The organism is Pseudoalteromonas sp. APC 3355, from assembly GCF_030407615.1.
Taxonomy (GTDB): Bacteria; Pseudomonadota; Gammaproteobacteria; order Enterobacterales; family Alteromonadaceae; genus Pseudoalteromonas; species Pseudoalteromonas distincta.
Window position 1 is genome coordinate 71,303 of the sequence record NZ_JASDDB010000001.1, and the last position, 22,932, is coordinate 94,234.

The following is a 22,932-nucleotide window of genomic DNA, read 5'->3' on the forward strand; positions in this document are numbered from 1 at the left end:
GTTGTCAAAAAGACTATATGGTGTTAAGTTTACGTTGCACACTAAAAAACACACAACAGGTACATCATGCATAAAAATAAACTTACTATTGCTATTTTATTAGGAATGTCGAGCCTTGCACTTGGCTGTAATGGCTCAGCAGAGCAAAGTAAACCAACATTAAAAGCGCCGGAGCAATTAACGCTTAAAGCGCAATTTAAAGACCACTTTAAAATAGGTACAGCGATTAGCCGCGACCAAATATTAGGGGCTTTGCCTGAAGATTTAAATATGGCTAAAGCGCAATTTAATACCTTTACGCCAGAGAACTCAATGAAGTGGGAGCGTATACACCCAGAGCTAGAAACCTATGATTTTGAAGCCGCTGATGCGTTAGTTCAGTACGCACAAGAGAACAACCAAGAATTAGTTGGGCACACATTAGTGTGGCATTCGCAAACTCCTGACTGGGTTTTTGAAGACGAACAAGGCGAGCCGCTAACACGCGATGCATTACTTAAGCGCATGCAAAACCATATTAATGCTGTTGCAGGGCGTTATAAAAACCGAATTTTTGCGTGGGACGTTGTAAACGAAGCACTTAACGAAGACGGCACACTGCGTGAATCTAAATGGAGCACCATTATTGGTGACGACTTTATAGAATACGCGTTTAAATACGCTAAGCAGGCAGCGCCTAATGCCAAGTTATATTACAACGACTATAACTTGTATAAGCCAGAAAAAAGAGCCGGTGCAATTGCGCTTATTAAAAATTTACAAAGCAAAGGCATTGAAATAGATGGTATTGGTATGCAAGCGCATTATTCGCTTGATAACCCAGAGCTTTCGTTAATGGAAGACTCTATTGTGGCATACGCTGCAACGGGTATTGATGTGATGATAACCGAGCTTGATATTTCGGTATTACCATTCCCTGAAGGTGAAGAACAAGGGGCTGATATTTCGTTAGATATTGCGCTGCAAGAGCGATTTAACCCATACCCAGATGGTTTACCGAGTGAAGTAAACACCCAGTTAGGTGAGCGCTACAAAGCCGTGTTTGACATACTTAAAAAACATGACGATAAAGTAAGCCGTGTTACTTTTTGGGGTATAAGCGATGCACGTACTTGGCGCAACGATTGGCCAATGCAAGGGCGCACCGATTACCCATTATTAATTGACCGTGAGTTAAAACTTAAAAGCTTTGTAAGCGATTTATAATCGCACTAAACATTTAACCTCCCGCAAAGGATCGCTTAATAGCGATCCTTTTTTGGTTTATAAAATAGCTATTTTTTATTGGTTTTAGTTAAGCAGTAACTAATATGCGTTTGCAAAGGTACTTGTGGTGTTAAATAGCTAAATGGGAAGTGTGGGTTATTAGGGCTGTCGGGGAAAAATTGCGGCTCTAGGCAAATACCGTCAAATTGGTTAAACGGATTTTTTAAATGCTGCCCAGTATAAACCTGAATAGCAGGGTAGTTAGAAAGCACACTCAGCATTACTTTTTCATCGGCGCTTGTAAGCTCTGCGTGTTGCTTATTGGCTTGCAGATTAAGTACTTGCTCGGTTACAAAGTTATGATCGAGTTTATCGGTTTTATTAAGCACCCGCGCATTTGTGTAGTCAAAAGTGGTATTTGCTACTGGGGCTATTAAACCTGTGGGAATGGCGTTTGTATCTACAGGGGTATAATGCGCGGCAGCCAGCTTTAATGTATGCCCTTGTGCGCTGTTAGTAATGCCATTTAAATTAAAATATGGGTGCGCTGTTGGCCCTGCAATGGTTTTTTTATTACTGGTAATCGTAAATTTAATATCAAGATTACTTTGGTTTTTACTGTTAGTAGTAAAGGTATACAGCACGTTAAATATAGTTTTACCGGGGTAGCCGTTATATCCATCGGGCAGAGTAATACTTAAACTTAGCGCATTTTTTTGATGATAATCAAGCTGCCAAAATAAGTCGCTTAATGCTTTTTGGCCGCCGTGAAGTTGGTTTACTCCTTCGTTTTTATTAAGTACATAGGCTTTATCATCAATGTTTATTTGGGCGTTACTTAGCCTGTTTGCATAAGGACCGGCTACAGCGCCTAAGTAAAACGTGTCGTTTAAATAGTCATTAATATTAGAATAGCCAAGTATAATATTTCGTTTTTTACTATCAACATGGGTAACCCAGCTGGTAAGCCGGGCACCGTAGTTAATAATAGAAATAGTGTCGTTTGTCTCATTACTTAGTGTGTATTGAACAAGTGAAGTTGTCATGTTGGTTACTCTTTTAATTGTTCGTTCTAGCTTTTTTAATTTCTTCTTTTACGATTGGATACAGATCGTATGTTGGATAAAACTCAGTGCTGTAGGCTTTCCAGCCATAGCGCTCAATCGATAAATTTACTTTTGGTAATAACGCTGCCGGAAAGCGCAAGGTAACAACTTGCCCTATGCCCATCATTACTTTCCAAGATTCTACTGTTGCGCCTTCTGGTGGGAAGTGTTTGTAAAAGTTAGCGTTGTTGAGTATTTCTTTTATTTCAGAGAGGTTTTTTGATTGGTCGTGCTTTAAAAAAATCGTTAGCATTAGTTCATCATTTTGCTCGTCACTTGCCCATGCGTTAAAGCTAGTACTTGCACTAAAAAGTATAATTAATAGTAAATATTTCATAGTTCACCTTTGTTAGTTAATTATAAAAATGCGCCGAGCTTTGAAAGGCTTAGCGCATTAATTGGATAAAGTTTGGATTATTTAGCGCATTACGCGTACTAAATATATTAAGCGTTGGCTTTAATTAACGCCTGCGCGGTGCTCACTACGTTCTGGGTGGTAAAGCCAAAATGCTCTAATAACACGTTACCTGGCGCCGACTCACCAAAAGTGCTCATACCAATTACTTTGCCTTGTAAGCCTACATATTTTAGCCAGTAATCTTGGTGTGATGTTTCAATTGCAATACGGTTTGCTACCGAGTTTGGCAATACACTTTGCTTGTAATCGTCTGATTGTAGATCAAACAATGTGGTGCTTGGCATTGATACTACACGCACTGCAACACCTTGTGTTGTCAGCTCTTTTGCGGCTTGCATTGCTAAATCAACTTCAGACCCCGTTGCAATTAAAATAAGCTCAGGCGCTTTATTGCTATCGCTAAGAATATAGCCGCCTTTTTCTATGTCGCTAATTTGCTGAGCGGTACGTGGCTGGTGGTTGAGCCCTTGGCGACTAAAAATAAGCGCCGTAGGTTGCTGCTGATTTTGTATCGCGTTTTTCCACGATACTGCAGTTTCTACTGCGTCACATGGGCGCCATGTGACTAGGTTTGGCGTCATACGTAGGTTGGCTAGTTGCTCAATAGGTTGGTGAGTTGGACCGTCTTCACCTTGACCAATAGAGTCGTGGGTATACACAAATATATTTTGAATACCCATAAGTGCCGACATTCTTACTGCGTTACGGGCGTATTCCATAAACATTAAAAATGTAGCACCGTAATTAATAAAACCACTGTGCAGTGATATGCCATTCATAATGCCGCTCATACCAAACTCGCGCACGCCATAAAACAGGTAATTACCGCTGGCGTCATCTGCGCTTATGCCTTTAGAGCCAGACCACAGCGTTAAGTTAGAACCGGCTAAATCGGCAGAGCCACCCAGTAACTCTGGTAAATGCGGGGCAAAGGCTTCAATGGTGTTTTGCGAGGCTTTTCGGCTGGCAATGTTAGCGGCGTCATTGTTGCACTGTGCAATATAGTTGTTTGCAATAGCTTCGAAGTTGTCAGGAAGGGTGCGTTTAATTACGCGTCGCTCAAATTCTTTAGCAAGCTCTGGGTGGCTTTTGGTGTAGTCGCTAAACAGTTGCTGCCATTGTTTTTGTTTTTTATCACCGCTTTGTTTAGCGTCCCAATGGGCGTAAATATCATCACTGATACTAAATGCTTCATTTGGTAGGTTTAAAAATTTGCGCGCCGCAGTTATTTCGTCATTACCTAATGGCGAGCCATGGCAGTCGTGCGAGCCTGATTTATTTGGCGAGCCAAAACCAATCACGGTTTTACAACAAAGTAGGGTAGGTTTATCGCTCACTTGTTTGGCTTGTGCAATGGCGCTGGCAATTTGTTCTGGGTCGTGACCGTCAATATCTTTTATTACATGCCAGCCGTAAGCGTCAAAGCGTTTAGCGGTGTCGTCGGTAAACCAGCCCTCAACGTGTCCGTCGATAGATATGCCGTTATCGTCCCAAAAAGCAATAAGTTTACCCAGGCCTAATGTGCCTGCAAGCGAACATGCTTCGTGCGATATGCCTTCCATTAAACAGCCATCACCCATAAAACAGTAAGTGTAATGATCAACAATATCAAAACTCTCTTTGTTAAATTGTGCTGCTAGGGCTTTTTCGGCAATAGCCATACCTACGGCATTTGATAAACCAGCGCCAAGCGGACCTGTGGTTGTTTCAACACCTGGGGTATAACCGTATTCAGGGTGACCTGGGGTTTTTGAATGCATTTGTCTAAATTGTTTAAGCTCGCTAAGTGGTAGTTCGTACCCGCTTAAATGCAATAAAGAATAAATAAGCATAGATCCGTGACCGTTACTGAGTACAAAGCGGTCTCGGTTTGGCCAATTTGGATCGGTTGGATTGTGGTTTAAAAAATCGTTCCACAGTACTTCGGCTATATCGGCCATACCCATAGGTGCGCCCGGATGCCCTGAATTTGCTTGCTGTACCGCATCCATACTGAGTGCGCGAATGGCATTAGCAAAAGGCGCACGAGAAGAAAGCTGAGTCATGTATTACCTCAAATAAAATTAAAAAAGCCCGCACGTAATGTGGCAGGCTTGAGGGAAATTAGTTTAGTAAGTCTTCAACCAATTTAGCCAAAATACGCTGATCTTTGGCAAAGTTACGAATACCTTCACCGAGCTTTTCGCTGGCCATTGGATCTTCGTTGTGCTGCCATAAAAATTGCTCGTGGGTGAGTTGGGTTATGTCGCTTTGCGGTGCTTTGGCAATGTTTGCAGCGTCAAGCTTTGTAACCAGTTCACCTTCTTGGCTTTGTAAATCATTGAGTAATGATGGCGAGATAGTCAGTAAATCGCAGCCAGCAAGCTCGATTATTTCCTGGGTATTTCTAAAGCTTGCGCCCATTACCACGGTTTTATAATCGTACTTTTTATAGTACTGATAAATACCTGTAACCGACTGCACACCAGGATCTTCGCTTGGGGTGTATTCTTTATTATCGCGGGCTTTGTACCAATCAAGAATACGACCAACAAACGGAGATATAAGCGTTACGTTAGCTTGTGCGCACGCAATGGCTTGAGCCATCGAAAAAAGCAGCGTTAAGTTACACTTAATGCCTTCTTTTTCTAACTGCTCGGCGGCTTTAATGCCTTCCCATGTTGAAGCAAGTTTAATAAGTACGCGGTCTTTTGAAATACCCGCTTGCTCGTAAAGTGAAATAAGCTTACGCCCTTTGGCAATACTTGCTTGGGTATCAAACGACAAACGCGCATCTACTTCGCTCGATATACGCCCAGGTATTACTTTTAGTATTTCACAGCCAAAGTTAACAATAAGTTGGTCGCATATAGCGTCAACGTTGTTGCCAGCTTTATTTATAGCGTCTTCAATTAAATGTTTATATTGAGGTAATTTTGCAGCTTGTAAAATTAACGAAGGATTGGTTGTTGCATCAACCGGTTGTAGGGCTTTGATTGACTCTACATCGCCACTGTCGGCAACGACCGTGGTTACTTTTTTGAGTTGTTCTAACAAGTTCATAATGATGTACGCCTCGGCTTTAAAACCGAGGCGATGTCCTTATACGTAGCGGTTAACAATATTCTCAAGCAGCTCTTGTCGGCCAGAAACTTGCTTAGGATCGATGTTGTTTTCGTGTACTAAGGCTGAAAGGCTTTCAAGTGATTGCTCACCATTTAGAATGCTTTGACCTAGGTCTTCTTTCCAACCAGCGTAACGTTTTTCAACAAAATCAGTCAGCTCGCCACCTTCAATCATTGCTGCTGCATTGAGTAATGCTTTAGCCATTGTATCCATACCGCCAATGTGACCAATGAATAAGTCATCACGCTCACACGATTGACGACGAAGTTTAGTGTCAAAGTTAAAGCCGCCCGTTGTAAAACCACCCATTTTTAAAATTTCGTAAACAACAAGTGTGCACTCAGCTACGTCGTTAGGAAATTGGTCAGTATCCCAACCGTTTTGCATGTCGCCACGGTTAGCATCAATACTACCCATGATGCCTTCTGCGCAAGCAACTGCAATTTCGTGGTGGAAGCTATGACCCGCAAGTGTTGCGTGGTTTGCTTCAATGTTTACTTTAATTTCGTCTTGTAAGCCGTGCTTGTATAAAAAGCCTGCAACCGTTGCTGTATCGTAATCGTACTGGTGCTTAGTTGGCTCTTGTGGTTTTGGCTCAATTAATAATGTGCCTTTAAAACCAATTTTTTTCTTGTGTTCTACAACCATTTTCAAAAAGCGTGCGTACTGTTCGCTTTCTTGTGCAAGGTCTGTATTTAGTAGTGTGTCGTAACCTTCACGACCACCCCAAAGTACGTAGTTTTCGCCGCCTAAACGATGCGTAATTTCCATTGCATGTTTAACTTGTGCTGCTGCATATGCATACGTATTAGGATTAGGGTTTGTTGCACCACCGGCACAAAAACGCTGATTTGAGAATAAGTTAGCAGTACCCCACAGTAGTTTTACACCTGTGCGCTGCATTTCTTTTTCGATAATGTTAGCTATGTGCGTTACGTTATCGTGGCTTTCTTGTAGTGTTTTGCCTTCAGGGGCAATATCAACATCATGAAAACAAAAGTAAGGAACGCCTAATTTTTCATAAAATTCAAAGGCTACTTTTACTTTTTGTTCAGCAAGTTCTAATTGATTGCCTACAGGTTGGATCCAAGGACGGTCAAACGTACCTTCACCAAAAATATCAAACCCTGTAGAACAAAAGTTATGCCAGTAACAGGCTGCAAAACGTAAATGTTCTTTCATTGTTTTGCCAAGCACTACTTGGTTTTCGTCGTAGTAACGAAATGCAAATGGGTTTTTAGAGTTTTCACCCTCAAATTTGATTTTTTCAACGTTTGTAAAAAATTGTTCGCTCATAATGTGCTCCATTAATTTTATAATAGTGTATTAAAAGTATGTTTTTACACTTTGGTAAAGTGCTTTGTATGTTGTGTATTGCTGTGCGTAAAAGTCTTGCATGACTGGGTCTGGCTCAATTGTTTGCGTTACTTTGCCGTTAACACACACTTGTTGTGCAGGGAGTTGTGTTACTGCTATTCGGGCAAGTCTTGCTGCGCCAAATGCGGGGCCAACTTCTGAGCCTTCTCGGTAAATTAGGGGGCGGTTAAGTACACTTGCGATGATTTTTCCCCACAGTGGGCTTTTAGCGCCACCACCAATTACTGTTACATCGTCAATTTGTGCGCCGGCATCAAGCAGTACTTGTTGGCCATCGGCAAAGGCAAAAGCAACGCCCTCGAGTACTGCGCGGCCAAGAGCTGCTGCATCGGTGTCGCTGTCTAAACCAAAAAACACGCCTTTGGCATCGGGGTTATTATGCGGCGTACGCTCGCCAGTTAAATAAGGTAAAAATATCACGGAGCTTGGTTTGCTAAAGTCGCATTTACTTACTTGTTCAAGGAGTGCGCCTTCGTTTTTAAAACCAGTTAATTTAGTTACCCAGGTTAAACAGCTTGCTGCGCTTAACACCACTGACATTTGGTGCCAGGTGTTTTCAATGCAATGACAAAAAGTATGTACAGCACCTTCTGGGTTAGGCAGGTATTTATCGTTAGCTACAAAGTAAACGCCCGAAGTACCTAATGACAAAAACGCTTGTTTAGGCCTTACTACGCCAACACCGGCAGCGCCTGCGGCATTATCGCCACCACCTGCAACAACAGGCACTTGCTCCATACCCCATTTAGCAGCAACTTGGGCTGTTAATTTGCCAGTAATTTGTGTGCCCTCAAAAAGGGTAGGCATGTGTTGCTCTGTTAAGTCGCAAGCGCTAAGCATTTTTTGCGACCATGCTCTTTTTTCTACGTCTAGCCACAGTGTGCCTGCTGAGTCAGACATGTCTGATGCAAAATCACCGGTCATTAAAAAGCGTAGGTAGTCTTTTGGTAATAATACTTTGGCTACTTTTGCAAAGTTTTCTGGTTCAAACTCTTTTAACCACACCAATTTAGGTGCAGTAAAACCAGGCATTGCTATGTTGCCGGTAATATTACGAGAATTTGGTTCGCGTTTTTCAAGCTCTACACATTGTGCAGCACTGCGCCCGTCGTTCCATAAAATGGCTGGGCGAATAATATTATTGTTTTTATCAAGCAGCGTTGCGCCATGCATTTGCCCAGAAAGGCCCACAGCCTTTACCGATTTTAGTAATGCAAGGTGAGTCTTTTTAAGATCCTCGATTGCACTACAGGTAGCAAGCCACCAATCTGAAGGGTTTTGCTCAGAAAAAAGGGGGGCTGGGCGTGAAACGCTTAAAGAGCCACTTGCTTGAGCAAGCAATTGGTCTTGCTCGTCTAAAATAATTACTTTTACACCTGAAGTGCCTAAATCGATACCAAGGAACATAAATGTGATGCTTAATGTTGTTTTAGTGTTAGCGCTAACATTAATGATTTGATATTGTTAAGTCAAGCTAGTTTTAAACTATGTTTAACAATTAATTTGCAAGTTTATTGCTTGGTTGTTGGAGTTCACTTAAATTTCTTTTTAAGATCATAAGGAAACACTATGAAAAAAATAAACTGGGGTATTGTTGGTTGTGGCCGAATTGCTGCACAATTTTGTGAAGACTTAGCACATACAAATAATGGTGTTGTGTACGCAGTTGCAGCAAGAAATGGGGATGATGCAACCGCTTTTGCGAGCAAGTATGGTGCAGCCAATGCTTACGAAGGGTATCAGGCATTATTTGATGATAAAAACGTTGATGTAGTTTACATTGCGACCCCGCATAACTTTCACTTTAAAAATGCCAGCGATGCTATTAAAGCTGGTAAGCATGTATTGTGCGAAAAGCCCATTACGGTTTCGGCTGAAGAGTGTAAGCAGTTGTCTTTACTTGCTAAAAAGCACGACGTATTTTTAATGGAAGCCATGTGGACGTACTTTTTACCTGCAATACAAAAAGCAAAACAATGGGTAGAGCAAGGGCGAATTGGCACTATTAAACATGTTAAAACTGACTTTGGCTATCCTGTGCCTTTTAATCCTGACGGGCGTGAATATAACCCAAATTTAGCGGGCGGTTGTTTACTTGATATGGGAATTTATCCGCTTGCCATTGCCAATTACTTTTTAAATAACGACCTTGAAAACTTATACGTAAGAGCAAATATTCGCTACAAAGGCGTGGAAGACGATGTACTTATTACTGCTAATTGTGGCGATGTAATGGTGAGCTTAGCAACGTCGTTTCAATGTCGATTGGGAAATGGCGCGTATATTATTGGCGACAAAGGTTATATAAAAATACCCGATGCATTTAGGGCTTACGAGTGCTCTTTGTATGAGCTTGATGACTTAATTGAGCATTTTGAAGATGGCAGGCAGTCACAAGGTTATAGCTTTGAAGCGCAAGAAGTAGGGCGCTTACTGAGCGAAAACAAACGAGAGAGTGACATTATGAGCCACTCTCAAAGTTTACTTTTACAATCGCAAATGGAGCGTATTAAAGCCCTGTTTTAAAGGAGCTTTAATAGAGCTTTAATAGAGCTTTAAAGCAGTTTCAAAAAGCTTTCAATCAACTAATAAACTTAACAGGCGGCGATTTATTCGCCGCTAGGTTCGTCATAATTAAAAAATGAATAGTGAGCTTCTTTATTTTGTCCCGATAAGTCTTGGCAGGCCATACCAACAAAAGCGCCGGTAAAACACGGGCGATACCCTTGGGGTGATTGCTGCACGTAATCATCAGATAAAATGCTGCCATCGAGCACTGGACCAAACTTTATCCAGCAGTTTTTCTCGGTGGCGTAGTAAAACTGCAGCTGAGCGCCATTAAAATCAGCTTTTAAGTAAACAGGTTTGTTTGTTTTAAGCAAAAGCGGTGCAACAGGCGTGCTTGTTTGGTATTTATCGCAGCTTATTATATTTAAATAACGTGGTGTGGTTTCATCGCCTACATCGCCGCCGCTTATATGCAAATAGTAGTAATGAGCGGTGTTGTAATAACATACTAGCCCCGCCATTTGCTGAAAACTGCTCGGCGCAAAATCAACGCATGTGCTGCTAACAGTATGATGAGCCTGTACACGCCTGGCAATAAAACTTTGCTGATGCAATGAGCTTAAAGACTCTTTTCCCACTAGGGTGAGCGATGCTTTTCGAGTATTTTTATACACCCAGCTTTTGCACATGGGCATACGCAATGACTGAAAATCAACAGTCAGATCATCTTTACTAAAATCAATATGTGTTGTGGGTTGCGGCTGTGGGTTTAGTGTTAAACCTTCAACGGGTACGTGTATTCTGGGGGCTTTATTTGTGTGTTTTGCATAAGGCCAGCCATCATCTTTCCAGATTATTTGCTCAATCCCTGTTTCACGCCCTGTAATGCAGCGGCCACGCTCAGTCAGTGGTCTAGATGTTAAAAATACCGTGTACCAATCACCGGTTTGTGTTTGAAAAAAATCTCCATGGCCACATTTTTGTAGCGTATTACTAGGCTCGTGGGCTGCTGTAATAACGGGGTTGTGCGGGTGTACTTGGTAAGGGCCAAATACGTTTTTAGCACGCGCTACACTAATGCAGTGTTCATACCCAGTACCACCTTCAGCGGTAATTAAATAGTAGTAATCGCCGCGTTTTAAAATATGTGGGCCTTCAGTGCAACCAAGTTTTGTGCCTGAAAATATAGGTTTAACATCGCCTATTAATTTATTGGTTTTTAGGCAAAGCTCTTGCATTACTATGCCACCAAATAGTGCGTTGTTGCGGTGATCAACCAGCATGTTTAGCAAATAGCTTTTACCGTCATCATCGTGAAAAATAGACGGATCAAAACCGCTAGAGTTTAAGTAAGTCGCTTGTGACCAGTTACCGGTAATATCAGTGGTTGATACAAAATAGTTTGGCGTGTCTTTGTAAGGGCCATCAAAGCTTTTTACATTGGTATATACCAAATAAAAACGGCCATTATTGTAACTAAGTTGCGCAGCCCATACGCCGCAAGAATCAGGCACTCCTCGCATATCGAGTTGCTCTACGGTGTTAAGTGCTTGGCCTATAACTCGCCAATTTACTAAATCGGTAGAGTGGTGAATTTGCACACCGCCAAACCATTCAAATGTTGAAGTGGCTATGTAGTAGTCGTTATTAACTCTGACAATGTTTGGGTCTGGATTAAAGCCTCTTAGAATTGGGTTTTGCAGCATGCTCATAATATAGGCCTTTTTAAGTTTTTTATATTATTGGGTATGAATATTATAAATTTGTTGTTAGCGCTAACATTTTCAGTGTAGTATAAGACTTTGTCAATAAGTAATCATTTAAAACGCGCTGTAAACAATATCAAGCTTTACAATTATGTATAATGAAATTTAAGAAAGTTAATTATAACAATCCACTGATTGTGAGTAGGTAATAACAGTAATGGCCGATCCTAAAAGAGCAAGAATACAAGATGTAGCCGAGCAGGCTGGTGTATCGATGATGACAGTTTCGCGTGTGCTCAACCAAGACAAAAAAGTAAGCGACAAAACCCGCGAAAAAGTAATGGCTGTTGTTGAGCAATTAAATTACAGGCCAAATGTGTCTGCTAGGCGCCTTGCTAGTACTAAGTCATTCTTTTTAGGGCTTTTATACGATAACCCAAGTGACTCTTACATAAGCCAATTTTTATTGGCAGCGCTTAAAAAATGCCGCGCATTGGGCTACCACCTTGTTGTTGACGAAGCGCATACCGATATTGACAAAACAATTGAATCGGTAAAGCAACTTATTGATGTTACACAGGTTGATGGCATGATTTTACTGCCACCTATGTGCGACAACGAACAGGTTTTAGATGTGCTTACTAAAGCACAAGTGCCATTTGTCAGAATAACGCCAGATACAAAATTAAATCGCTCCCCTTATATATGCATGGACGATTATCAAGCGGCGTTTGATGTTACAGAGCATTTAATAAATCAAGGGCATAGCAAAATTGCACATATTATTGGCGACACTAAACAAGGTGTTAGCCGTTTGCGTTACCAAGGCTATTTAGATGCACTGCGCTCTAATAAAATAATAACGCCACCTGAGTATATAGAGCAGGGCAGTTTTACTTATCAATCGGGCATGGAAGCGGCAATAAAATTACTTTCGCTTGATGATAAACCAACAGCTATTTTTGCAGCTAACGATGATATGGCGGCCGCTGTAATCTCAATAGCTCAAAAACAAGGTATTAATATTCCAAGCGAACTGTCGGTTGTTGGCTTTGATGACACGCAACTTGCAACTATAGTTTGGCCAAATATTTCTACGGTAAAACAGCCCATTAATGAAATGGCTGAGCTTGCGATTACTTTACTTGCATCGGGTCAGTACAACGATTTGAGCAATGTAAAAAGCTTAGACTTAAGACATATTTTAGATTTTGAATTAATAGAAAGAGAATCAAGCTCAACCAATAAAAATAACTAAACAACGCACACACTTTTGAGCTTCAAAATCTATATAAAATAACAACAACACACAATATGGATACTTATGAACGAGAAAGAAAATGTACTTTTAATAGTACTGGTTTGCTTTGTTGCGACCATTGGCGGTTTTTTATTTGGTTTTGACAGCGGCGTAATTAACGGCACTGTTGATGGATTACAAACGGCGTTTGGCTCCAGTAGTGCGGGTACGGGATTTAACGTATCGAGCATGCTAATTGGTTGTGCCATTGGTGCGTTTTGCGCAGGTCGATTGGCTGATAAATTTGGTCGGCGTCCAATTTTACTTTTTGCCGCTGCTTTATTTATTATAAGTGCTTGGGGCTCGGGTGTGTCAGTCACATCGTTTGAATTTGTGATTTATCGCATTTTAGGCGGCTTAGCTGTAGGGGCTGCATCGGTTATGACCCCAGCTTATATTAGCGAAATTGCCCCCGCACGATACAGAGGCACGCTCTCTACACTGCAACAAGTGGCTATTATATTTGGTTTATTTAGCGCATTTGTGAGTAACTATTTTTTAGCAAATACGGCTGGCGGCTCTACGGCTATATTTTGGCTCGACTTTGAAACATGGCGTTGGATGTTTTGGGTTGAGTTATTACCTGCATGCTTGTTTTTAATCGCTTTATTTTTTATCCCTGAAAGCCCACGATACTTAATTATGGCTGGTAAAAAAGACGCTGCTGCACGTGTTTTATCGTCATTATATGGTGCTGAAACTGCCGCTCTTAAATTAAATGAAATAGCAGAGTCTCTTGCTGGCGATAAACACCAACCTAAATTATCTGATCTTATTGATAAACCTAAAAAACGTTTACGCCCCATTGTTTGGATAGGAATTGGCTTAGCTACATTTCAGCAATTAGTCGGCATTAACGTTGTTTTTTACTACGGCGCGGTACTTTGGCAAGCAGCAGGCTTTACTGAATCTGACGCGTTACTTATTAATATAATAAGCGGCTTTGTAAGTATTTTAGCGGTGTTTATTACCATGTATTTTATAGACAAAATTGGCAGAAAACCTTTTTTGTTAACCGGCTCAATTGGTATGACGGTGACGCTTTCGGTTATTGTTTATGCCTTTTTAAATGCAGATATTGGCTCAACAGGCAACTTAGAATTAGGAGAGCAGGGCATAGTTGCTTTAATAGCCGCTAATGCGTATGTGTTCTTTTTTAACTTATCGTGGGGCCCTGTAATGTGGGTTATGTTAGGCGAAATGTTCCCTAACCAAATTCGTGGCTCTGGCCTTGCAGTTACCGGCTTTGCCCAGTGGATAGCTAACTTTTTAATTACCTGGTCGTTCCCTGTTATGCTCACAGGCATTGGTTTAGCTGGGGCTTATGGTTTTTACGCATTTTGTGCGTTTGTTTCAGTCATATTTGTATTTAAGTTTTTACACGAAACCAAAGGCAAAGAGCTTGAACAAATGAAAGGGTAAATATTACCCCTTTAATAAGCGCCAAAACTATTGTAATGGTTTTGGCGCTTATTTTATTAATTTTCATATCTGCAATAATAAAGTGAGGTTATAGTTACCTTTGTTTTTTCTATAAAAGTCTCTCAATTGATAAAGCCATATTTAGAAGTCGCTAATTTCCTTGCTTACACTGCCAAAAACCTTACATAAATTATGCTGGCTAAGTGGCCTTAATAATAGTTACCCTATTTGCATGGTTGTTTTAGCAAATTTAAGAGGTTGTAATTTAGGTCTTGCAAAACAATAAGCAAATGTCAGTGGACCAACTCTGCCAATCAGCATAAGTAAAATTATTATTAGCTGGCTTGGCATACTTAAATTACTAGTAAAATCACGAGATAGCCCTACAGTGCTTAATGCCGAAATTACTTCAAAAGTAATATCTAAAAGAGACGTTTTCTCGATTTTACTCATAATCATGATGCTTAAAAAAGCCGTAAATAAGTATAAAATTACAACACTCAATGCTTTTATCACAAGTTTGTCGCTTAGCTCTCTGTTAAATATGGTTACCTGTGGTTTTTGGCGTAAATAGCTATACATAGCAAGTAGTAAAATAACAAAAGTTCCTATTTTAATGCCGCTTGCTGTACTTACCGAACCACCACCTATTACCATTAATAACAATGTAAGCAATGTCGAGTCGGAACTGAGCTGGCTAATAGGTAAAGTATTAAAGCCTGCAGTACGTGGTGTAACTGCTTGAAACCAGGCAGCAATTACTTGCTCGTTAATAGGTAGGTTGGCAAGTGTGGCTGGATTTGAATATTCAAATAAAAAAATAAGCAAAAATGCACAGCAATTAATTACAGCACTTGCAATTAATACAATACGTGTATTAGTTGCTAATTTATGCCAGCGACGTTGTTGATATATATCTATTAAAACGGTAAACCCTAAGCCACCGATTATAAATAATGCACTGATAATAAGATTAACAGATACATCACTTTTAAAAGCCATTAAGCTATTACTGTCGAGTGCAAACCCGGCATTGTTAAAAGCCGAAATAGTATAAAATAGACTTTGATAGGCGCTACCCGCAATACCATAGTCATCTACCCAGCTCATAAAAAGTAAGCAAAATGCTATAGTTTGAATTATTAGCGAGTAAGTTATTACACATCTAGCTACATGGATCACTCCATTTAAATCGCTGGTATCGAATGCTTGGCTTGCAAGTAAACGTTGTTTTAATCCTAAGTTTTTACCAATACTTAAAAATGAAATAACGGCTACGGTCATAAAGCCGATTCCTCCAATTTGAATAAGTACCATAACAACACATTGCCCAAATGTGGTTAGCGCAGTGCCTGTATCAATAACAACTAAGCCTGTAACTGTAACCGCAGAGGATGCAGTAAAAAAAGCTTGAATAAAGCTAAGCGATTCAACACTTGCAAAAGGTAATAGTAATAAGCAAGTGCCTAAAATAATGAGAGCAAAAAAACCAGCAGTTAAAATTAAAGGGGGGTTAACAGGCCTTTTCAAATTTTTTAAACGGCGATTAAATTGCTTTGGAAGTACGTGTGCTTGCCAGTTGATCATAAAGCTTTAAACCGTTTGGTGAGTTTTGTTAGGTAATGTTTAGAGCCCAGTAATACAAGGCTATCACCATGGCGTAACTCGGTGTCGAGTGTTAGGTCTGTATTAAAATTATCATCTCGGCGTAAGGTGAGCGGTTTTATATCTGAGTTACGCTCTTTTAAAAGCCAGCCAATATTGCGCCCTGATAAATGTAAATCTATGGCAAGCTCAACAATAAATGTAGATTGTGTAAGTGCAAAGTACTGGTTAACCATAGGGTAGTTAAGTGCATGTGCTACTCTGATCCCCATTTCTTCCTCGGGGTGAATAATACGAGATACGCCAAGTTTACTTAAAATTTGATGGTGACTTTTAGAGCACGCCTTAACCCATATTTGTTTAACACCAAGGTTTTTTAAATGCAGCACGCATAAAATACTCGCTTCTATGTTTTCACCAATTGCAACTAATACAGCTTGGCAGCTGGTTAAGTCGAGTCGAGCAAGCTGTGTTTCATCACTGGCATCTAAAATGACAGTGTAATTTAACTGATTAGCAAACGTGTTAATGGTGCTTTCGCTTATATCGGCTGCGCAAACGTGATGCCCCTGATTAGCAAGCTCAAGCGAGGCGGTAACACCAAAACTACCTAATCCAATTACTGCAAACTGTGCCATGTGCGTTCCTATTTAAAAAATACTACATAGCAAAGACTATGGAATTTTAAAAAAGAGTCACCCCATATCAATTAAGCTTTATAAACATTTAACACTACAGCCAAAAATCTTTATAAAAACTTTATACACAACGTATTAAAAAGCAGTAACCTATAAAAAGAGAATTTTATGGGAGTGCACAAATGGGTATTAATAAATGGCTTAAGCCGCTTTTATTAACAACAATTGCGCCTATTTTTATTGTGCTGGCTATTTTTCCAGTTCGAGAGTGGCTAACAACCACCGACATTGTCATGTTGCAATTACTTTGGGTGGCATGGGTTGCGGTGCGTCAAAATGCCGCCTTAGCGGGGATTACAACGTTAGTTAGTGTGGCATGTACCGACTGGTTTTTTGTACTGCCGTACTTTACATTTCATATCGAAAAAATTGAATACTTAGTCACTTTTACTGTCATGCTTATAGTTGGCTTGATGATAAGCAAATTGGCGGGCGAGCTAAGTAAAAACGTTCGTGATACCCAGTTACATGCCAGTAATACACGATGTTTATATGAGTTAGCTAAGGCGCTTAATGGGCTTGATGATATAAACGCTCAGCGCCAAGTATTTACAACATCGATTAAAAACCATCTAGGTATTACGCTTCGTTGGAACAATAATACAATGGATAATGGAGAGTACTTCAATATCGAACAAAACACACAATGGGGCGGCTTTATTTCAGATGCCGAACTTAGTCCTGAAAACCGTGCATTTATAGATACGGCACTGTCCTTGCTGTTTCAGGTTCACGAAAACTCAAATCTTAGAAACCAGTCGGCATCGATGAAAGTACAAGCAGAGTTAGAACGTGCTAAAAACGCATTGCTGCGTAGTTTATCTCATGATCTACGCACGCCTTTGGCTACTATTATGGGCTCATCAAGCATGTTAGCTGACGAAAATATTGAGCTGAGTAAGGCATCAATTACAGAACAAGCAAAAAATATTTATGAGCAAAGTGAAATCTTAAATCAGCATTTTAATAAAGTGATGGAGCTTAGCCGGGTAAATAAAATAGGAGAGCAGCTAGCATGGCAAGCTATCAACGTACATACACTTATTACTGAGGCTAAAGCACGCAGGCAGCAGCAATTAAGTGGTTTTAACTTAGCGTTAGTCTTTGATAAAGCCACTTGTTGTATAGGTGATATAACACTTTTAGAAATCGCGCTTGCGAATATATTCGAAAACGCGGCACGTTACGGTGATGGAGTGGCGACAGTGGACTTTAATACTGAACGAATTGCTAATATAACACACTATAAAATAGCCGTAAGCAATCTCATAGTTACTCATCCAAGCAGTTCGGATGAAGGAGTTGGTCTTGGTAGCGTAATTTGCGATGTAGTTGCTCAGTTTCATCAAGGCGAATTTGTATTAGCTATTGATGAGCTGACCCAAGTAGCGACAGCAATACTTAGCTGGAGTGCAAAGAATGATTAATGTATTGGTGCTAGAAGACTCACCTGCATTGCAAAGTTTTTTAAAAACATTACTAGGTGCCAGTGGCTATAACGTATCAATTAGTGCGAAAGGGCTTGATGGTTTTTCATTAATGAGTGAGCAAAGCTTTGACTTAGTGTTACTTGATTTGGGATTGCTTGATATGGATGGACAAGCTTGGTTACTTGAAGTACGACAATGGAGCCAAATACCAATATTAGTGCTTTCGGCTCGCGATGGCGAGGTGGAAAAGGTTACAGCCCTTGATAATGGGGCAAACGATTATATAACCAAACCTTTTAGTGCAAACGAACTTCTGGCAAGAATGCGTGCGCTACTAAGAGTAAATACACAGCCCAGTTTGGCACTGCAATGCGGTAACATCATTATAGATCCGCATAAGCACACAGTTACGCTTAACAGCAGCGATGTAAAGCTCACTAATAAAGAATATAAAATTTTGCTTATGTTATTTCAAAATAAAGATAAAGTGCTTACTCATAATGCTATTTTAAGTCAGGTATGGGGGGAGCAATACATTAATAGACCTGAGTATATTCGTGTACATGTAGCGCAACTAAGACAAAAGCTTGAGGTAAACCCTGCAAGCCCTATTCATATCTTAACTGAGCCAGCGGTAGGTTATAGATTAGTTGGGTAGGCACTAAAAAATTATCGTCCTAAATTTAGCTATTTAGGACGATAAAGTTACACGTTTTCTAGTTTCGTTCCTTTGGTTTCAGTTACTAAGTAAATAACAAAAAGTACCGATATAAATGCGAAAAATGCATAGAGCGAATACGCGAGTGCAAGCCCTCCACCGGCTAGCAATATTGGAAAGGTCATAGTAACTAAAAAGTTAGCCAGCCATTGAGCAAGCCCTGCAACCCCTAAGCCTAATCCTCTCATGTTATTTGGAAATATCTCGCCGAGCATTACCCACATTACAGGACCCCATGAAAGGTTAAAAAAGAATACATATAAGTTGGCCTGTACGAGTGCAGTAAAGCCCCAGTCGCCAAGTTGTAATTGTCCTTGAGGGTCTATAGTGCCGTTAGAAAATGCAACAACTAAACCAATGAGTGAGAAGGTCATGCCTATTGAACCGATTAATAAAAATGGCTTTCGGCCTAATTTATCAATAAGCGATAAAGTAATAAAGCAGGCAACTAAGCTAATTACGCCACTAATAATATTGATTAAAAGCGCATTTGATTCTGAAAAACCAACAGCCTGCCATAATATAGCGCCATAATAAAATACCACGTTAATACCGACTAGTTGCTGTAATGTTGCAAGCCCAATTGCAATATAAACGACTGGTTTTAGCTTGAATGAGTGTGCTTGAAATAAGTTACTTATCTTTGTTTTTTCGCTATTACCTAATGACTGCCTTATTTCTTCCCACATTGATTCGGCGTTTTTAGCACCGAATAACTGCGATAGAATTTTCATTCCTGCTTGTTGTTTATTTTTCATTGCTAAATAACGCGGGCTTTCTGGAATAAAAAATAAAGTGACCAAAAAAATAGTTGCAGGGACTAATTCTATCCAAAACATCCATCGCCACGTATCAAAGCCTGACCAAAGTACTTCGGTTGAGTTCCCTGATATTTGTACTAATGAATAGTTACTTAAAAAAGAGCAAAATAATCCTAAAATAATAGCAATTTGCTGAATAGAAGTAAGCGTACCACGTAAACGTGCCGGGGCTATTTCACTTATATAAGCGGGCGTTAGTATTGAAGCTGCACCTACCGCCAAGCCGCCAATTAAGCGATAAATTATAAATTCCCCAGACGACCCTGCAATGCCTGAGCCCCAGGCACTGATAATAAAAAGAACAGCAGTTGCAAGTAATACCTTTTTACGACCAAAGTGATCGGCGCTTTTACCTGCTATTAATGCACCAATAGCGCAGCCTAGCAGCATACTTGCTACATTAAAGCCGGTTACTACGCTGTCTGAGTTAAAGGCACCTTTGAGTCCATCAACTGTGCCATTAATTACACCGCTATCAAAACCAAATAAGAATCCACCAATCGCAGCTACGCACGCGATAAAAAATATACGTAGCAAGTTCTCGTTTTCGATACTCTCTAATTGAATAGATGTACCACTGAGCGTGGGATCTGTTGCTGTATTTTCCATTTTTTAATTCCTAGATTTTTATTATTTTTATAAAACAATGTTAGACACCGTAAATTTATCTTTTGGTATTTTAATACCTTGCCCAGAGCCCACCGTAACAATTAAGCGTCCTTTGTAAGCCACGGCATTACCTTGCTCATTGATATAAGTGAGTTGGTTTTTAGGAACTGTGAATTTAACCTCGTTTTGCGTTTTGTTTTTAAGGGTAACGTGTTTAAAACTCACTAATTGTTTATTAGGTGTTTTAATTGGCGCGTCGGGCATAGAAATATAAACTTGAACAACATCGTCAGCTGTAAAACTGCTTTGGTTAGCGATTGTTGTTGTTAGGTTTAAATCGCCAGTGTCTGCGTTTATTGAATGACGTGTGTTTTTGTATTTAAAGTCTGCGTAACTTAAGCCGTAACCAAATGGGTAAAGTACTTCACCTTCATAATATTTGTATGTACGGTTTTGCATTGAGTAGTTTTTAAAGTCAGGTAAATCTGAAACTGATTTATAAAAGGTGATAGGCAATTTACCTGATGGGCTAAAGTCGCCGTAAAGTAAACCAGCTAGCGCGCTTCCTGCTGCCTCACCTGGATAGAAGCCCTGAACAATGGCATCTATATTTTCGTTCTCCCAATTTAATGCCATTGCACTACCGCTCATATTTACAAGTACGATAGGTTTACCGGTCTGCTTTAGCTTTTTAAGTAAATTAAGTTGGCTTTTAGGTAAATTAATATTGGTTCGATCTCCGTGAGAAAACCCTTCAATTTGCAGTGGCATTTCTTCACCTTCAAGATTGGCACTAATACCGCCTACAAATACAATAACATCCGCTTCATTGGCATTATCTAGCGCTTGTTGAGTAAGGTTTTGAGGGTTTTTTAACCAGCCTAAACTCGCTGTTGGGTTAATAACGTTGCTATGCCAAAAATGATTGAATTTAGCTTGTGCAGTTAATATATATTCTTCATTTTTATTAAGTGTTATAGCGCCATTAACGGTTTTACCATTAAGTGTAAAACTCATATTGGTGGCTTTGAAATAGTATTGTGCTGTTTGCTCCGGTTTAATTATTCCGTCCCATTTAACAGCAAATTCTTGCTCAATAGAGTTGTCGATAGGGGAACGTTCCCAGCTAAAGTCGATATTTTTATCTATTTGTCGTTTAGCTGGTTGACGGTCAAAATTACTCGCTGGGTAATACTGGGCAATTAACCCTGGCTGCATTTGATTATTATGATCTAGATGAAAAAAATGTTTTGCCTCAATAGGTTGGTAATGTGTATAAACCTCACCGGTAATACTTGAGCCTGCAGAATATGTAAGGTTATTTTTACCTAGGCGTTTTTCTAATGCGTATTTAGGGGTAATAGGTGTGATAGGTGTGCCGTTGTAATTTCCTAATAAAATAGCGGTGTTATTTGCATTCGGGCCAATTAACGCTATTCTTTCGTTACCTTTTAAAGGCAGCAATTGTTTATTTTTAAGTAATACTAATGATTTTTGAGCGGCTTCTTCGGTGAGTTTTAAATGTTCTGCAGATCCAACTAACGTCATCGGTTTTTTAGAAAAAGGCACATTGTTAGCATCATCAAACATTCCTAATTTAAAGCGCGCATACATAAGGCGTTTTAATGCTATATCTATATCATTTTCTTCAACTAATCCTTCTTGTACTGCCTGAGTTAAATAACTATAGGTATTACCATGATGATCACCGCAGTTTAAATCGGTTCCTGTTCTAAGCGCCATAGCTGCAGCTTGTGCTTCTGTACTGACTATATTGTGGGATTTTATGTCGTAAAAATCGGCTATAGCACCACAGTCAGATACGATGTAACCTTTAAAATTAAATTCATCGCGTAATTTATTTTGAATTAACTCGTTGTTACCACAAGCCGGCGTGCCATTTACGCTGTTATATGCACACATCACTGATGCTACATCCGTTTGTGCTATTACATCTTTAAATGCAGGTAAATAGGTTTCTGCTAAATCTTTTTTAGAAGCAGTGTAGTCGTCACTGTGCCTTGAAACCTCCGGGCCGCTATGTACTGCATAATGCTTAAGTGTCGCTACAGATTTTAAATACTTAGAGTTATCACCTTGTAAGCCGTTAATAAAATTAACCGCAATACGGGTTGTTAAATAAGGGTCTTCACCGTAGGTTTCTTGGCCACGGCCCCAGCGTGGATCTCTAAAAATATTTATGTTTGGCGACCAATACGTCAGCCCTGTATACATTGAGTGGTTATTTTCATTTAAAAAGGCATGATGCTTTGCTCTGCCTTCGTCAGAAATAGCCGTACCAACTCTTAACATTAAGTCTTCATCAAATGTAGCAGCAAGACCAATCGCCTGAGGAAAAACAGTTGCTTTACCGGCTCTTGCTACACCGTGAAGCGCTTCGTTCCACCAATTATATTTTGGTATATTTAAGCGCTCAATTGCGGGGGATTTATCAAATAGCTGAGCTACTTTTTCCTCTAATGTTAAGCGATTTACTAAGTCATTTACGCGCTCGTCAGTTGTTGCCGATTCATTTAGATAAAGTGGTGTATCTTTATTTGATTGTTTATGGGGCGCACAACTAACTAAAGTAGCGATTGCTGTAAGTGCAATAAAATCTTTTATATATTTGTTAATCATTGTTACTAACTCTTTATGGGTGTGTGATAAAAATAAATTAACAGAGGTTATTATTAGAGTCGTCTAAGGGTAAGATTAATATAAATTTGAACGTTTAAATGGACGTATTTACGTAAGTTCATACTTTAGTTCCCTAAATAATGGGCATTACGCTGCAAATACGTGTTAATTACTATTTAACAGTATGATTTTCAGTCCCTATGTATTAATCCACTTATAAAAACGAGGTATGTATATATAACCAAAGTGGCTTAATAAAGCGT

General features: G+C 39.8%; 17 protein-coding genes. 6 read left to right on the forward strand and 11 right to left on the reverse strand.

From position 1 onward, the window contains the following. Positions 1 to 66: 66 nt before the first annotated feature. Positions 67 to 1,206 (forward strand): endo-1,4-beta-xylanase, encoded by a 1,140-nt coding sequence (locus QMA08_RS00310; protein WP_290173312.1) that lies wholly within the window; start codon positions 67 to 69, stop codon positions 1,204 to 1,206. Between the two features lie 68 nt (positions 1,207 to 1,274). Here QMA08_RS00310 and QMA08_RS00315 read toward each other — a convergent pair whose 3' ends face one another. The 6 genes from QMA08_RS00315 to xylB all read right to left on the reverse strand — a co-directional run bounded on the left by QMA08_RS00315 (position 1,275) and on the right by xylB (position 8,619). Then, positions 1,275 to 2,252: an aldose epimerase family protein gene (locus tag QMA08_RS00315; RefSeq protein ID WP_290173313.1), complete on the reverse strand. Its 978-nt coding sequence runs from the start codon at positions 2,250 to 2,252 to the stop codon at positions 1,275 to 1,277. 13 nt (positions 2,253 to 2,265) lie between these two features. Further along, the gene (locus tag QMA08_RS00320) at positions 2,266 to 2,649 is read right to left on the reverse strand and encodes a hypothetical protein (protein WP_149602527.1); all 384 of its coding nucleotides are present in this window, start codon (positions 2,647 to 2,649) and stop codon (positions 2,266 to 2,268) included. A gap of 107 nt (positions 2,650 to 2,756) precedes the next feature. Then, the gene (tkt, locus tag QMA08_RS00325) at positions 2,757 to 4,775 is read right to left on the reverse strand and encodes a transketolase (RefSeq protein WP_290173314.1); all 2,019 of its coding nucleotides are present in this window, start codon (positions 4,773 to 4,775) and stop codon (positions 2,757 to 2,759) included. A 58-nt stretch (positions 4,776 to 4,833) separates the two neighbouring features. After that, on the reverse strand, positions 4,834 to 5,775 hold the full coding sequence (gene tal / locus QMA08_RS00330; protein WP_356782423.1) for a transaldolase: 942 nt from the start codon (positions 5,773 to 5,775) through the stop codon (positions 4,834 to 4,836). 36 nt (positions 5,776 to 5,811) lie between these two features. Continuing rightward, a complete protein-coding gene (gene xylA / locus QMA08_RS00335) occupies positions 5,812 to 7,131 on the reverse strand; it encodes a xylose isomerase (protein ID WP_007375167.1) in 1,320 nt (439 codons plus the stop codon). 30 nt (positions 7,132 to 7,161) lie between these two features. Next, complete coding sequence (gene xylB, locus QMA08_RS00340; protein WP_290173316.1) at positions 7,162 to 8,619, reverse strand: xylulokinase; 1,458 nt, start codon at positions 8,617 to 8,619, stop codon at positions 7,162 to 7,164. A gap of 162 nt (positions 8,620 to 8,781) precedes the next feature. Between xylB and QMA08_RS00345 the strand changes: the two genes are divergently transcribed. Then, a complete protein-coding gene (locus QMA08_RS00345; protein WP_290173317.1) occupies positions 8,782 to 9,738 on the forward strand; it encodes a Gfo/Idh/MocA family oxidoreductase in 957 nt (318 codons plus the stop codon). Between the two features lie 83 nt (positions 9,739 to 9,821). Here QMA08_RS00345 and QMA08_RS00350 read toward each other — a convergent pair whose 3' ends face one another. Beyond that, positions 9,822 to 11,432, reverse strand: a complete 1,611-nt coding sequence (locus QMA08_RS00350; RefSeq protein WP_290173318.1) for a glycoside hydrolase family 43 protein — start codon at positions 11,430 to 11,432, stop codon at positions 9,822 to 9,824. A 211-nt stretch (positions 11,433 to 11,643) separates the two neighbouring features. Here QMA08_RS00350 and QMA08_RS00355 point away from each other — a divergent pair, with 211 nt between their 5' ends. Beyond that, entirely contained in the window at positions 11,644 to 12,684 is a 1,041-nt protein-coding gene (locus QMA08_RS00355) for a LacI family DNA-binding transcriptional regulator (protein ID WP_007585144.1), read from the forward strand. Between the two features lie 54 nt (positions 12,685 to 12,738). Continuing rightward, positions 12,739 to 14,148: a sugar porter family MFS transporter gene (locus QMA08_RS00360; RefSeq protein WP_267908513.1), complete on the forward strand. Its 1,410-nt coding sequence runs from the start codon at positions 12,739 to 12,741 to the stop codon at positions 14,146 to 14,148. Between the two features lie 219 nt (positions 14,149 to 14,367). Here the strand turns inward: QMA08_RS00360 and QMA08_RS00365 are convergent, their stop codons facing one another. Beyond that, complete coding sequence (locus tag QMA08_RS00365) at positions 14,368 to 15,735, reverse strand: TrkH family potassium uptake protein (RefSeq protein WP_290173319.1); 1,368 nt, start codon at positions 15,733 to 15,735, stop codon at positions 14,368 to 14,370. Next, positions 15,732 to 16,391 (reverse strand): TrkA family potassium uptake protein, encoded by a 660-nt coding sequence (locus QMA08_RS00370; RefSeq protein ID WP_024596486.1) that lies wholly within the window; start codon positions 16,389 to 16,391, stop codon positions 15,732 to 15,734. The genes QMA08_RS00365 and QMA08_RS00370 overlap by 4 nt, the downstream gene beginning before the upstream one ends. A 182-nt stretch (positions 16,392 to 16,573) precedes the next feature. On the opposite strand from QMA08_RS00370, the gene QMA08_RS00375 reads away from it, so the two are divergent. After that, a complete protein-coding gene (locus QMA08_RS00375) occupies positions 16,574 to 17,878 on the forward strand; it encodes a DUF4118 domain-containing protein (protein ID WP_165723642.1) in 1,305 nt (434 codons plus the stop codon). After that, positions 17,871 to 18,539 (forward strand): response regulator transcription factor, encoded by a 669-nt coding sequence (locus QMA08_RS00380; RefSeq protein ID WP_165723641.1) that lies wholly within the window; start codon positions 17,871 to 17,873, stop codon positions 18,537 to 18,539. Before QMA08_RS00375 ends, QMA08_RS00380 begins: the two co-directional genes overlap by 8 nt. Positions 18,540 to 18,586: 47 nt before the next feature. Here the strand turns inward: QMA08_RS00380 and QMA08_RS00385 are convergent, their stop codons facing one another. Then, positions 18,587 to 20,029 carry a sugar porter family MFS transporter gene (locus tag QMA08_RS00385; protein ID WP_290173320.1) on the reverse strand — a complete coding sequence of 481 codons (1,443 nt, stop codon included), beginning with the start codon at positions 20,027 to 20,029 and terminating at the stop codon, positions 18,587 to 18,589. Between the two features lie 27 nt (positions 20,030 to 20,056). Beyond that, the gene (locus QMA08_RS00390; RefSeq protein WP_290173321.1) at positions 20,057 to 22,669 is read right to left on the reverse strand and encodes a glycoside hydrolase family 3 C-terminal domain-containing protein; all 2,613 of its coding nucleotides are present in this window, start codon (positions 22,667 to 22,669) and stop codon (positions 20,057 to 20,059) included. Between the last annotated feature and the right edge of the window lie 263 nt (positions 22,670 to 22,932).

Excerpts from the sequence above, each read along its gene's own strand:
- QMA08_RS00350 (WP_290173318.1), bottom strand. The coding sequence starts at position 11,432 with ATGAGCATGCTGCAAAACCCAATTCTAAGAGGCTTTAATCCAGACCCA.
- QMA08_RS00310 (WP_290173312.1), top strand. The coding sequence starts at position 67 with ATGCATAAAAATAAACTTACTATTGCTATTTTATTAGGAATGTCGAGC.
- QMA08_RS00315 (WP_290173313.1), bottom strand. The coding sequence starts at position 2,252 with ATGACAACTTCACTTGTTCAATACACACTAAGTAATGAGACAAACGAC.
- tkt (WP_290173314.1), bottom strand. The coding sequence starts at position 4,775 with ATGACTCAGCTTTCTTCTCGTGCGCCTTTTGCTAATGCCATTCGCGCA.
- xylB (WP_290173316.1), bottom strand. The coding sequence starts at position 8,619 with ATGTTCCTTGGTATCGATTTAGGCACTTCAGGTGTAAAAGTAATTATT.
- QMA08_RS00370 (WP_024596486.1), bottom strand. The coding sequence starts at position 16,391 with ATGGCACAGTTTGCAGTAATTGGATTAGGTAGTTTTGGTGTTACCGCC.
- QMA08_RS00355 (WP_007585144.1), top strand. The coding sequence starts at position 11,644 with ATGGCCGATCCTAAAAGAGCAAGAATACAAGATGTAGCCGAGCAGGCT.
- QMA08_RS00390 (WP_290173321.1), bottom strand. The coding sequence starts at position 22,669 with ATGATTAACAAATATATAAAAGATTTTATTGCACTTACAGCAATCGCT.
- QMA08_RS00345 (WP_290173317.1), top strand. The coding sequence starts at position 8,782 with ATGAAAAAAATAAACTGGGGTATTGTTGGTTGTGGCCGAATTGCTGCA.
- QMA08_RS00365 (WP_290173319.1), bottom strand. The coding sequence starts at position 15,735 with ATGATCAACTGGCAAGCACACGTACTTCCAAAGCAATTTAATCGCCGT.
- xylA (WP_007375167.1), bottom strand. The coding sequence starts at position 7,131 with ATGAGCGAACAATTTTTTACAAACGTTGAAAAAATCAAATTTGAGGGT.
- QMA08_RS00375 (WP_165723642.1), top strand. The coding sequence starts at position 16,574 with ATGGGTATTAATAAATGGCTTAAGCCGCTTTTATTAACAACAATTGCG.
- QMA08_RS00380 (WP_165723641.1), top strand. The coding sequence starts at position 17,871 with ATGATTAATGTATTGGTGCTAGAAGACTCACCTGCATTGCAAAGTTTT.
- QMA08_RS00385 (WP_290173320.1), bottom strand. The coding sequence starts at position 20,029 with ATGGAAAATACAGCAACAGATCCCACGCTCAGTGGTACATCTATTCAA.
- QMA08_RS00320 (WP_149602527.1), bottom strand. The coding sequence starts at position 2,649 with ATGAAATATTTACTATTAATTATACTTTTTAGTGCAAGTACTAGCTTT.